Consider the following 13,024-nt stretch of genomic DNA (forward strand, 5'->3'; position numbering starts at 1 on the left):
CGGCCTGCATGGAAATCTATCTCGACGCCAACGCCACTACCCCGGTGCTGCCCCAGGCAGCACAGGCCGCCCTCCAAGCCCTGGCCCAGGACTTCGGCAACCCCAGCAGCGTGCACAGCACCGGCCTGAAGGCCCGCGCGCTGATGGACACCGCCCGCGCCCGCGCCCAGCGCCTGCTGGACACCGGCGCCGGCCGCCTGCTGTTCGTCAGCGGCGCCACCGAGGGCATCCAGACCGCCGTGCTGTCGGCGCTGACCGCGCTGCGCGGGCGCAGCGATGTGCAGTGGCTGCTCTACGGCGCCACCGAGCACAAGGCGGTGCCCGAGGCGCTGAAGCACTGGAACCGGCTCCTGGACCTGGGCCTGGAGATCAAGGCGATCCCCGTCGACACCGACGGCCGGCACGACCTGGCCTTCATCCGCGAGCATGCGCCGCGCACCGGCCTCATCTGCACGATGGCCGCCAACAACGAGACCGGCGTCGTCAGCGACCTGGCCGGCATCGAGGCGGCGCTGTCCGCGCTGGCCGGCTACTGGATGGTGGACGGCGTGCAAGCGCTGGGCAAGCTGCCGATGAAGCTGGCCGCCAGCCGCATCGACTACGCGCCCTTCTCCGGCCATAAGCTCTATGCCCCCAAGGGCATCGGCCTGCTGTACGTGCGCGAGGGCGCGCCGTTCACCCCGCTGATGGCCGGCGGCGGGCAGGAAGGCGCGCTGCGCTCGGGCACCGAGAACATGTCCGGCATCGCCGCGCTGGGCGCCGTGCTGGCCGCGCTGGAAGACGGCCAGAGCTTCCGCAGCGCCGCCGAACTCACCCGCTACCGCGACGCGCTCGCTGCCGCGCTGCGCGAGGCCTTCCCCGGCCTGGTGTTCAACGCGCCGCTGGCCCATGTGCTGCCGACGACGCTGAACTTCGCCGTGCCGGGCCTCAGCTCGCGCCTGCTGCAGGACCTGTTCGACGCGGCCGACGTGCGCGTCAGCGGCGGCTCGGCCTGCAGCGCCGCCAAGGCCGCGCCCAGCTTCGTACTGGAGGCGATGGGCCTGCCGCATTGGCAGGCAGCCGGCGCGGTGCGCCTGTCGATCGGCCCGGCCGCCACGGCCGAGTTCATCGCCGAGGCCTGCGCCCGCATCCGCGCCTGCGGCGAATCGCTGCGCCAGAACTGCCTGAGCCCGCAGGACAACGCGCCGACGGTGGGTGACGGCATCACCCGCTTCATGCTGGACGGCGCCTGCTGCTACCTGTTGGCCGACGCCGCCGCCAAGCGCTGCCTGCTGATCGACCCGCAGCCCGAGCAGGTCTCGCGCCTGGTGCAAGCGCTGGGCTGCCAGGACTATCCGCTGGCTGCGATCCTCAGCACCAGCGGCGACGACGCCCACCGCCAGGCCCGCGAGATCCTGCATGCCGACCTGCCTGCAGCGCTGCTGCCCGCCGGCGAGACCGACGCGCTCGGCTGGCCCGTCGGCGCCGGCGCGATCGAGCTGGGCGCACGCCGCCTGGTGCGCCGCCCGACGGCCGAGGGCCAGGTCTTGCTGCTGGGCGCCGGCGACGAGGCCCAGTTCGCCTTCGGCGAGGTGCCCGTCGCCATGCTCGCGCCGCACACGCTGGCCGCCCCCACGCACGACGACGCGGCCCTGTTCGCCACCCGCGCGCTGCAGCGCGAGGACGCCGAGCCGATCCAGCTCGACGGCATGCAGCTCGCCGCCTTCGTCGCCACGCACCCGGGCGCGCTGCTGGTGGACGTGCGCGAGCCCTACGAGCAGTTCCTGACGCACACGCCGGAGCTGCCGGGCGTGGAACTGCAGGCGATGCCGATCTCGCGCCTGCTGAACGCGATCGAGCCCTGGCTGGCCGAGCAGCGCCCGCTGCTGTTCTTCTGCCGCAGCGGCAACCGCAGCCGCCAGGCCGCGCAGGCGCTGGCGCGGCTGGGCCACGGCCAGGCCTTCACGCTGGCCGGCGGGCTGGCGCTGATGCCGGGCAACGTCGTCCATGTCTGAAGCGCAGCAGGTCCACAGCTCGTTCTACCGCTTCGCCGCGCTGGACGATCCGTCCGCCGTGGCGGAGCGGCTGCGCGAACTGGTGGTCGGGCTCGGCGGCAATGTGATCGTCGCGGCCGAAGGCATCAGCGGCGCCGTGGCCGGGCCGCCGGCCGTGCTGCAGGCCTTCGAGCAGGCGCTGGTGACGGAGTTCGGCGGCGCCTTCGCCGGCATGGTCTTCAAGCACAGCGCCTGTGCGACGCGGCCCTTCCACCTCGTCAAGGTCCACGTGAAGCGAGAGATCGTGGCCTTCGGCGTGCCCGGCGTCACGGCGCCGGAGACGCAGGACGACACGCACGTCTCGCCGCAGCGCTGGCGCGAACTGCTGGACGAGCCCGACGTCGTCGTGCTCGACAACCGCAATAGCTTCGAATGGCGCCTCGGCCGCTTCCGCGGCGCCGTCGACCCCGAGGTCAAGCACTTCCGCGATTTCCCCGCCTACGTCGAATCGCAGGCCCCGCAGTGGAAAGCCGAGGGCAAGCGCATCGCGATGTACTGCACCGGCGGCATCCGCTGCGAAAAGACCAGCGCCTGGATGCAGGACCAGGGCCTGACCGTCTACCAGCTCGACGGCGGCATCCTGAACTTCTTCCAGGCCATGCCCGACGCCGCCGCGGACTGGCAGGGCGAATGCTTCGTCTTCGACAAGCGCATCGCGATCGACGCGAAATTGCAAGAAACTGCAACAACGGCCGAAGAGGTCTACGCCGACGAACCCGATGGCGCTTGGCGACTAGCCCGCGCAAAGCGGCTCGACCCGGCCTCTTAGCGAACCCCAGTGGTCGTTTGCCTCGGGATGTGGCTGGGGCCGGCCACGGAAGTAAAGGAGGAGCCCGCGCAGCGGGCGGGGGACATGAAGTGGACGGCCCCAGCCGCAGCCCGAGGCTCGGCCGAGCGGTAGCGGTAAAACTTGAAACCCCTCAGACGGCACAAGGCGATTGCCTGGGGATAATCGGCCCACTCGCCCCTCACCCACTTCCATGTCCAATCTGATCGTCCACGGCGGCACTCCCCTGAAGGGCCGCGTCATCCCCTCGGCGAACAAGAACGCCGTCCTGCCCATCCTCTGCGGTACCTTGCTGAGCCGCGAACCGATCCGACTCAAGGGCATCCCCGAGAGCACCGACGTGCGCAAGATCCTCGAGGTGTTCCGCAAGCTGGGTTCGCAGGTGGAGGTGAACTACGAGACCGGCATCCTCGACGTCCACCACCGCGACACCCACTTCGACGCCGCCACCGACCGCCTGCCGGAAGAAATGCGCAGCTCGATCATGCTGGTGCCGGGCCTGATGGCGCGCTTCGGCGCCGCGCGGATCGAGGACGACGTCAAGGGCTGCACGCTGGGCGCGCGCGAGATCGATCCCCACGTGGAAGTGTTCGAGCGCTTCGGCGCCGCCGTCGAGCGCCAGCCCGACGGCCTGACCTTGAAGGTCGACGGCAAGCTCCGCGCGAACAAGCACTGGACCGACTACGCCTCGGTCACCACCACCGAGAACTTCATCCTCTGCGCCGCGCTGGCCGAGGGCACATCCACGCTGACCAATGCGGCCAGCGAACCGCACGTGCAGGAGTTCACCCAGTTCATGCAGATGCTGGGCGCGAAGATCGAGGGCCAGGGCACCTCGCGCGTCACCATCCACGGCGTGGACAAGCTGGGCGGCGGCGAGTTCACCTTCGCCGAAGACTTCCACGAGATCGTCACCTTCCTGGCGCTGGGCGCCATCACCGGCGGCGACGTGCGTGTGAAGAACTCCCAGCCCGAGCAGTTCCCGCTGCTGGACCGCACCTTCGCCAAGTTCGGCGTCAACATCGTCCATGAGGACGGCTGGAGCCGCTGCGAGGCGCAGTTCCCGCTGAAGGTGAAGGAACCCTTCACCCGCAACATCCTGCAGAAGGTCGAGGCCGCGCCCTGGCCCTACCTGCCGGTGGACCTGCTGCCGATCTTCGTCGCCCTGGGCGTCAAGGCCGAGGGCAGCGTGATGTTCTGGAACAAGGTCTACGACGGCGCGATGGGCTGGACCAGCGAGCTGGCCAAGTTCGGCGGCCACGCCTTCCAGGCCGACCCGCACCGCATCATCACCTTCGGCGGCAAGCCGCTGACGCCGGCCGAGGTTGAGAGCCCCTACATCATCCGCGTGGCGATCGCACTGGTGATGGTGGCCGCGAGCACGCCGGGCCGCTCGGTGATCCGCAACGCCACGCCCGTGCGCCGCGCCCACCCGAACTTTGCCGAGAACATCCGCCGCCTCGGTGCCCAAATCGAGTGGGTCGAGGGCGACTGAGCTTCGAGCCGCCGCTGCTGGACGGCGTCGGCGCCAGCACCGTCGCCTGCCCGCCCGGCGCCTGGGCGACGGTGCTGGACTTCATGACGGAACGCCTGCCGCGCGTCAGCCGCGATGACTGGTCGCAACGACTGGCCCGCGGCGAGGTGCTGGATGCAGCCGGCGTGGCGCTGGCGCCCGATGCGCCCTACCGCCCGAACACGCGGCTGCACTACTACCGGCTGCTGGCCCACGAGCCCGAGATCCCGTTCGCCGAGGAGATCGTGTTCCAGGACGAGTGGCTGCTGGTCGCCGACAAGCCGCACTTCCTGCCCGTTACGCCCAAGGGCCGCTACGTGCAGCAGACCTTGCTGACGCGGCTGAAGAAGCGCACCGGCATCGCCACCCTGACGCCGGTCCACCGGATCGACCGCGAGACCGCCGGCCTGGTGCTGTTCTGCATCCGGCCCGAGACGCGCGATGCCTACCAGCGGCTGTTCCGCGAGCGCACGGTCGAGAAGGTCTACGAGGCGATCGCGCCGGTCAGGCAAGACCTGGCCCTGCCGATGACCTACCGCAGCCGCCTGCGCGAGCGCGACGGCGATGCTTTCATGCAGATGGAGACTGTGGACGGCGAGCCCAACGCCGAGACCGAGATCCGGCTGATCGAGAGCGCGGGGGAATATGCACGCTACGAGCTGCGACCCCGCACCGGGCAGAAGCACCAGCTGCGCGCACAGCTGAGCGCGCTGGGCATTCCGATCCGCGGGGACCGCATCTACCCGGTGCTGCAGCCGCCGGAGCCGGAGGAGGCGGTGCCGGACTTCCGCGAACCGCTGCAACTGCTGGCGCGGGAGATCGGCTTCACCGATCCCTGCACCGGCCTGGCCCGGCGGTTCAGCAGCCGGCGCCGCCTCGACGGGCTGGCTTAGCCCAGCCGTTGCTTCAGGAAGGCGACGACGTAGGGCGTCGCCGCGGCGGCGATCGACGAAGCCGTGGCCGGATCGATGCCGGCGCGAGCCGCCAGCGTCTCGGCGATGCGGCCCGTCATCACGCCCTCGCCGCCGTCGACCAGGGACTTGAAGAAGCCGTCGCCGCGCACCAGCCCGGCCGCGAAGGCCGAGAAGAAGCTCTTGCCGGCGTGCTCGCCCATCAGGCCTTCGCTCTGCTGAGACTCCACGTGCTCGTAGGCCGCGCTGGCCGCGTGCCCCAGCAGTTGCTGGGCATCGTCCGCGTTGACGCCCTGGGCCGCGAGGGCCTGCGTCGCCTGCGCGCCATGCTCGGACGCGAGAAATTCACCGATCAGTTGCTGGACATCCATCTCGAACTCCTCAGGAACAGGCCTTGTTGTGGTCGGCGTGGTAGCCGGCGGCCTTGGCGGCGGCCTCGCTCATGTACGAGCCCTGCTTGGTCTTGCCGTACCAGCGGCTGCCGGCGCAGTGATAGGCCTTGGTCGAGGTGTTCACCCAGACGTCACCGGGAGCCGGCGCCGCAGCAGCGGCGGGCTTGGCAGCCGGTGCGGGCTTGGCCGCGGGCGCAGCGGCCACAGCGGGAGCGGGAGCAGCGGCCGATGCCGGCACCGCAGCCGGTGCCGCGGCGGGCGCAGGAGCGGCTGCAGGAGCGGTTGCTGCGGCGTACCAGGTCTTGACCCCCTTGTGCCCGCGGCAGGCCCCCTTCTTGGCGGCGTCGCTGCTGTAGCTGCCGTCCTTGCAGAGGCCGGTCGTCCCGGCGGGTGCATCTGCCGGCACTTGCGCGGCCGCGATGGCGGCGCCTGCCATGCCGAGCGCGAACAGCAGCGCCCTGGTGGAAAACTTCATTGGCTGTACTCCGGGGAAAAATGCCATCGGGTCGATGGCCGGTTGAAACGCCGCCCCTTGTAGCGGCGCCTGCTTGACGCCCAACTGACCGGACGCCGACCTCCCCCTCGTTTCGCAGTCGTCGTTTTCCCGCAAGCCGGTACAGACCGAAACTTTGCACCCCAGCAACGCGTGCATACACTGCCCCGCGAGTTCGCACACAGGGGGAAGCAGCAATGGCGATGACGGGCGGCATGAAAGCGGGCTTGGCGGCCCTGGTCGTGGCGGCGGCCGCGGGCGGCGGCTGGTGGTTCTGGCAGAGCCATCCGCACGGCGGCCAGGACCTGGGCTCCACGGCCGAGATCGGCAGCGAACAGGCCTTCGCCTTCATGGACTGCAAGCCGCGAATGTTCGACGGCTCGCCGGCCATCGCGGTCAGCTTCACCCAGCCGCTGGACCGCAAGCAGGACTTCGGCGCGCTGCTGAAGGCCACCGAGAGCGCGATCCCCGACCCCAAGGCCAAGAACCCGTCCACGCCCGATGCCAAGCCGGTCGAGGCCCGCTGGGTGCTCGGCGACAACCCGCGCGTGCTCTACCTGCCCTACGTGACGCCGGAGCGGCAGTTCCACATCGCCATCGACGCCGGCGTGGCCGCCACCAACGGCGCGAAGCTGCCGGTGGCGCAAAGCTGCGAGCTGGCCAGCGAGAGCATGCCGACGAGCTTCTACTTCGCCAGCAAGGGCATCGTGCTGCCGGCCGGGCAGAACGGCGGCCTGCCGGTGATCAGCGTCAACGTGCCCGAGGTGGACGTGCAGTTCCTGCGCGTGCGGCCCGACGCGCTGCCGCGCTTCCTCGAACAGGTCGGCGGCCGGCGCGAGAACAAGCAGGAGAGCGAGAGCGTCGACGCCGGCGAGGACGGCGAAGGCGGCGGCTACTACGGCGACTACTACGACAGCAGCCGCAAGCTCAAGGGCACCGTCGGCGGCTACATCCTCGACGAGCTGCGGACCATGTCCGACAGCATCTACATCGGCCGCTTCACGACCGACCAGCGACCGAACCGCCGCAACGTCAACTTCCTGCCGGTGGAAAAGATCAAGGAGCTGCAGGAGCCCGGCATCTACATCGCGGTGATGAGCCAGCCCGGCCGCTTCGGCTGGGACTACCAGGTCACCCACTACTACGTCACCGACATCGGCCTGCACCTGCGCCGCCACCTCGACCAGCTGGACGTCTTCGCCACCTCGCTGAAGAAGGGCACGGCCCTGTCGGGCATCGAGCTGACCTTGGTGGACGACGCCGGCAAGTCGCTGGGCCAGGCCAAGACCGATGGCGACGGCCATGCGGTGTTCAGCGGCCGCAGCGAGCGTGCGCGCGTGCTGCTGGCGCGGCGCGGCGACCAGGAAATGTCGGTGCTGGCGCTGCGCGATCCGGCGCTGGACCTGTCGGAGTTCGACGCGATCGGCTGGCCCTCGCGCAACAACAAGCTGTTCGTCTACGCCGGCCGCGACCTGTACCGCCCTGGCGAGAGCTTCCAGGCCTCGATCCTCGCCCGCAACGCGGACGGCCAGTTGCCGGCCAAGCTGACGCCGCTGACGCTGACCTTGAAGAAGCCCGACGGCTCCAACGTCTCGAACCAGCTGATCCAGCCGCGCAAGGAAGGCTCAGGCTACTTCCAGCAGACCATCACCCTGCCGCCCGACGCGCCCACCGGCACCTGGATGCTGCAGGCCCGCGTCGACCCCGCGGCCAAGCTGCCCGATGCGCAGTGGCCGTTCAAGGTCGAGGAGTTCCTGCCCGAGCGGATGAAGCTGGACCTGAAAGCGCCCGATGCGGTGCTGAGCGGCGACGAGACCGGCGTGCCGGTGCAGGTCAGCGGCATGTACCTCTACGGTGCGCCGGCCGCGGGCAACCAGCTGCAGGCCAGCCTCTACACCGAGCGCCAGACCAACCCGCTGGCGCAGAAGCTGCCCGGCTTCATCTTCGGCGACTTCGCCGACGACAAGGCCAAGAAGTACGAGAACCTGGAGGCCCAGTCGCTCGACGAGCAGGGCAAGGCCGAGGTGACGCTGGCCCCCGAGTTGGGCGAGCGCAAGTCGCCAATGCTGATCCGCGGCAGCTTCAGCTTGCTGGAGTCGGGCGGGCGGCCGGTCGTGCGTTCGATCGAACGCTCGTGGTGGCCGGCGACCAAGCTGGTCGGCATCCGGCCGCTGTTCGATCGCAACGTGGCGCCAGAAGGCGCGCTGGCCGAATTCGAAGTCACCCGCGTGGACGCTGCCGGCCGCGTCCAGCCGGCCAAGGAACTGCAGGTGCGCCTGGTCTACGAGGAGCGCCAGTGGTACTGGCGCTATGACGACGGCCGCGGCTGGAACTCGGGCTTCAACGTCAGCGAGGAAACCGCCGACGCCCGCTCGGTCGCGCTCAGCGGCAAGGACCGCATCAAGATCGCCGTGCCGGTCAAGTACGGCCGCTACCGGCTGGAGGTGACCGACCCCGAGACCAGCCTGACGACCCGTTACGCCTTCTACGCCGGCTGGGGCGCGCAGGATGCCGACGACGCCGGCAACCGGCCGGACCGCGTCCAGCTGAAGCTGCAGGGCGCGCCCTTCAAGCCCGGCCAGACCGCGAAGCTGAACATCAAGCCGCCGCATGACGGCGAGGCGCTGCTGACCGTCGAGGGCGACCGCGTGCTGTACCAGAAGCGCCTGTCCGTCAGCGCCTCGGGCACCGACGTGGAGATCCCGATCGCTGCAGACGATCCGGCCTGGCAGCGCCACGACCTCTACATCACCGTCGCCGCCTTCCGCCCCGGCAGCCAGGGCGACCAGGTGACGCCGGCGCGCGCGTTGGGCCTCGTCTACCTGCCGCTGGACCGCGAGCAACGCAAGATCAAGATCGCCCTCACCGCGCCGCCCAAGACGCGGCCCGAGACCGAGCTGCCGGTCAAGGTCAGCGCGCCGGCGCTGGCCGGCAAGCCGGCGATCGTCACCGTCTCGGCGGTGGACGTGGGCATCCTGAACATCACCCGCTACAAGACGCCGGACCCGGTCGACTTCTTCTTCGGCAAGCACCGCTACGACGCCGACATCCTCGACCTCTACGGCAAGCTGATCGAGAAGATGGACGGCACCGCGGCCAAGCAGCGCTTCGGCGGCGACGCCGGCAAGCGCGACACGCAGAGCATGCCGCGCAAGGTGCTGCTGGTGGACCTGTTCTCCGGCCCGGTGACCCTGGACGCCAAGGGCGAGGCCAACATCAAGCTGAAGCTGCCGGACTTCAACGGCACCTTGCGGCTGATGGCCGTGGTGTCCAGCGCCGACAGCTACGGCAGCACGCAGGCCGAGACGGTCGTCGCCGCGCCGCTGGTGGCCGAGCTGAACCTGCCGCGCTTCATCGCGCCGGGCGACACGGCCACGATCGCGCTGGACCTGACCAATCTCTCCGGCAGCACGCAGACCATCAACGTCCAGGTGGACGCCAGCGGCCCGCTGAAGATCACCGGCAAGCCCGAGCCGGTGACCCTGGCCGACAAGAAACGCCAGATCCTGAAGCTGCAGGCCCAGGCCACCGATGCCTACGGCCTCGCGCCGATCAAGCTGACCGTCAGCGCCGGCGACCTGAAGCTCACGCGCGAGGCCGCGCTGCAGGTACAGCCGGCCACGCCGCTGACGCGCAGCATCGTCCGCCAGCGCCTGGAGCCCGGCGCCACGATGAAGCTCGACGCCGCCGCGCTGGACAGCTACTGGCCCGGCTCGGCCGCGATGAGCGTGACCCTGTCGTCCTCGCCGCCGATCGACATCCGCGCCCAGGTGCAGGGCCTGCTCACCTACCCCTACGGCTGCCTGGAGCAGACCACCAGCAGCGCCTATCCGCTGCTCTACATCGACGAGGCGGCGGCCGACAGCTTCAAGTTGAAGGGCATCTCCCGCGAGGAGCGCGCCAAGCGGCTGGACGAAGGCTTCGCGCGGCTCTCGGCGATGCAACAGGCCAAGGGCGGCTTCGGCCTGTGGTCGGCATCGAGCCCGTACGAGGCCTGGCTCAGCGCCTACGTCACCGGCTTCCTGCAGGACGCACGCGCGGCCGGCTTCAACGTGCCGGAGGCGATGCTGAAGCATTCGCTCGACTCGCTGACCGAGCAGTTCCAGCGCGCGCCCGGCTACCAGCTGCAGCCGCCCAAGGAAGTCGCCCGTGATGCCAAGGGCCGCATCTCGGACTACCGCGCCGTGGAGGCGCTGCGGCAAGCGCACCAGCGCTTCGCGGAGGCCGCTTTCGCCGGCTACGTGCTGGCCCGCGAACAGAAGGCGCCGCTGGCCACCTTGCGTACCCTGTTCGACCAGTGGCGCGGCAACGCACGCTCGCCGCTGCCGCTGCTGCAACTGGGCATCGCGCTGCAGCTGATGGGCGACGAGGCACGCGCCAAGGTCGCCATCGACGAGGCGATGAAGAAGCCCTACGGCCTGCAGCTGCAGACCGCCTCCGACGACGGCAGCGGCTACTACGACTACTGGAACGACTGGCTCGGCGACTACGGCTCGCGCGTGCGCGACTACGCGCTGGGCTACGCGCTGATGCATCGCCACAAGATCGCGCATGAGCGCCGCGAGGGCCTGCTGTTCGACCTGGCCGCCGACTTCCAGCGCCGCAGCTATTACTCGACGCAGGAGCGGCTCGCGCTGTTCCTCGCCGTGTACAGCGCGCGCGGCGCGGCGGACGGCAAGGGCTGGAAGGCCGAGCTGGACGGCCAGGCGCTGAGCGGCAAGGATTCGTTGCAGCAGCCCGTCACCGCCGAACGCCTGAAGGCCGGCGCCACCTTGCGCAACGACGGCGATGCGCCGCTGTTCGTCGAGGCCGCGGCGCAGGGCTATCCGGTCAAGCCACCGGTGCCGCAGGCCGACGCGATCACGATCGAGCGCGAGCTGTTCGACACCAAGGGCCAGTCGGTGTCGGGCAAGCGCGACTTCGCCACCGGCGACCTGCTGATCGTGCGCCTGCGCGTGACAGCCAAGCAGCAGATGAACGACGGCCTGGTCGTCGACCGCATCCCGGCCGGCTTCGAGGTGGAGAACCTTACCCTCAGCCAGGGCCCGCAGGGCGGCGAGTTCGCCGTGCAGGGCACCAACATCGCCGAGGCCAACGCGAACCCGCGCATCGTCCACACCGAGTACCGCGACGACCGCTTCGTCGCCGCGGCCAAGCTGGGCCGCGAGAAGCTGGAGGTGTTCTACCTGGTGCGCGCGGTGACGCCGGGCCACTACGTCGTGCCGGCACCGTACGCGGAAGACATGTACCGGCCCGAGCTGCGCGGCATCGGCAAGGCCGAGGCGGACATCAACGTCATCGACCGGCGATGAAATGATTGCAAGCAACAAACTCCCCATCAACCTCGACGATCTGCTGCGCCAGCGCACGGTCGAGGGGGAGCGCATCGAATACAAGGCCGGCTTGAACCCGGATGCGATCATCCGCACCCTCTGCGCATTCGCCAACGATTTCGAGAATCTGGGCGGCGGCTATGTGGTGATCGGGCAGGACTGCGATGCCGACGGCAGACCGGTCTTTCCCCCGGTCGGCCTGCCCGACAAGCAGCTCGACAGAATCCAGCGCGAACTGCTGGCGCATTGCCAGTTGATCCAGCCGCCGTATTTCCCGATATTGAGTCTCGAAGTCGTCGAAGGCCGCAACTTGATCGTGCTGCAAGCACCGGGCGGGCAGACGCGCCCCTACAAGGCGCCGGAAGCAGTCACGGCCAGCAAGAAGACGTGGCGTTACTACATCCGCCGCTACAGCAGCACGGTCGAGGCCAAGGGCGAGACCGAGCAGGAACTGATGAGCCTGGCGGCCAAGGTGCCGTTCGACGATCGCTTCAACCAATTCGCGCGCGTCGATGATCTCGCCAAGGCCTTGATGCAGGACTTCCTGGAGGAAGTCGGTAGCGCGCTGGCGATGGATGCGCCGGGGCTTTCCGTCGAGGCACTGGGTCGGCAGATGAACGTGGCGGGCGGCCCGACTGAATCGCCCTGGTCCAAGAACGTGGGGCTGCTGTTCTTCAACGAAACGCCGGAACGGTTCTTCCCCGGCGTGCAGATCGACGTGGTCTGGTTTCCCGAAGGTGCGGGCGGCGACCGCTTCGACGAAAAGATATTCAAGGGGCCGCTGGCGCGAATGACGCGCGAGGCGCTGGGCTATATCGAGCGCAATTTTCTGCACGAGACGGTCATCAAGCACCCGGACCGGGCCGAAGCGACGCGGCTCTGGAACTTTCCCTATGCAGCCATCGAGGAGGCCGTGGTCAACGCCGTGTATCACCGCTCCTACGAGGAGCGCGAACCCATCGAAGTGCGCATCAGCCATGAGGAACTGGTGGTGGTGAGCTACCCCGGCCCGGACAGATCGATCCGCATGGAAGACCTGAAGGCGGGCCGCGCCGTCAGCCGCCGCTACCGCAACCGGCGCGTCGGTGAGTTCCTGAAGGAACTGCAGATGACCGAAGGGCGCTCCACCGGCATCCCGAAGATCCTCAAAGAGATGGCGGCCAACGGCTCGCCTGCGCCGCTGTTCGAGACGGATGATGATCGGCTGGCGTTCGTGATCCGGCTGCCGAGGCATCCTCTGGCCCTGGTCCCCACTGACACCCCGCAAGTTACCCCGCAAGTTACCCCGCAAGTTACCCGGCAAATCGCGGCGCTGCTGACAGTGGTCGATGGCGACGTCACGCGGCAGGCCATGCAGCAAGCATTGGGACTGGCCGACCGCGAACACTTCCGCAAGACGTACCTGACCCCGGCACTGGAACAGGGCTTCATCGAAATGACCCTGCCCGACAAGCCCCTCAGCAGCAAGCAGCGCTACCGCCTGACGGCCATCGGGCGGCAGTGGCTGAAAGCGCATCCCGGCGGGGATTCGGCCTGAACCACCCGCCACCCTCGGCACACAG

At 69.3% G+C, this 13,024-nt stretch carries 8 protein-coding genes; 6 read left to right on the forward strand and 2 right to left on the reverse strand.

From position 1 onward, the window contains the following. The first annotated feature begins 8 nt into the window (after window positions 1-8). The 4 genes from SNE35_RS02930 (at window position 9) to SNE35_RS02945 (ending at window position 5,226) form a co-directional block, all read left to right on the forward strand. The gene (locus tag SNE35_RS02930; protein WP_320421326.1) at window positions 9-1,994 is read left to right on the forward strand and encodes an aminotransferase class V-fold PLP-dependent enzyme; all 1,986 of its coding nucleotides are present in this window, start codon (window positions 9-11) and stop codon (window positions 1,992-1,994) included. Then, on the forward strand, window positions 1,987-2,802 hold the full coding sequence (gene trhO / locus SNE35_RS02935; protein WP_320421327.1) for an oxygen-dependent tRNA uridine(34) hydroxylase TrhO: 816 nt from the start codon (window positions 1,987-1,989) through the stop codon (window positions 2,800-2,802). The genes SNE35_RS02930 and trhO overlap by 8 nt, the downstream gene beginning before the upstream one ends. Before the next feature lie 211 nt (window positions 2,803-3,013). Beyond that, entirely contained in the window at window positions 3,014-4,315 is a 1,302-nt protein-coding gene (locus SNE35_RS02940; protein WP_320421328.1) for a UDP-N-acetylglucosamine 1-carboxyvinyltransferase, read from the forward strand. Further along, window positions 4,297-5,226, forward strand: coding sequence for a pseudouridine synthase (locus SNE35_RS02945; RefSeq protein WP_320421329.1), 930 nt, complete (start codon window positions 4,297-4,299; stop codon window positions 5,224-5,226). Before SNE35_RS02940 ends, SNE35_RS02945 begins: the two co-directional genes overlap by 19 nt. Here the strand turns inward: SNE35_RS02945 and SNE35_RS02950 are convergent. Together SNE35_RS02950 and SNE35_RS02955 are read right to left on the reverse strand one after the other, a co-directional pair. Further along, the gene (locus SNE35_RS02950) at window positions 5,223-5,615 is read right to left on the reverse strand and encodes a hypothetical protein (RefSeq protein ID WP_320421330.1); all 393 of its coding nucleotides are present in this window, start codon (window positions 5,613-5,615) and stop codon (window positions 5,223-5,225) included. The genes SNE35_RS02945 and SNE35_RS02950 overlap by 4 nt on opposite strands. Window positions 5,616-5,625: 10 nt before the next feature. Continuing rightward, on the reverse strand, window positions 5,626-6,111 hold the full coding sequence (locus SNE35_RS02955; protein ID WP_320421331.1) for a DUF3761 domain-containing protein: 486 nt from the start codon (window positions 6,109-6,111) through the stop codon (window positions 5,626-5,628). 221 nt (window positions 6,112-6,332) lie between these two features. Here SNE35_RS02955 and SNE35_RS02960 point away from each other — a divergent pair, with 221 nt between their 5' ends. Next, complete coding sequence (locus tag SNE35_RS02960) at window positions 6,333-11,441, forward strand: alpha-2-macroglobulin family protein (RefSeq protein ID WP_431312705.1); 5,109 nt, start codon at window positions 6,333-6,335, stop codon at window positions 11,439-11,441. A 1-nt stretch (window position 11,442) separates the two neighbouring features. After that, complete coding sequence (locus tag SNE35_RS02965; protein ID WP_320421333.1) at window positions 11,443-12,999, forward strand: RNA/DNA-binding domain-containing protein; 1,557 nt, start codon at window positions 11,443-11,445, stop codon at window positions 12,997-12,999. The last annotated feature ends 25 nt before the right edge of the window (window positions 13,000-13,024 follow it).

The organism is Roseateles agri (genome assembly GCF_034043675.1).
Lineage (GTDB): Bacteria > Pseudomonadota > Gammaproteobacteria > Burkholderiales > Burkholderiaceae_C > KK5.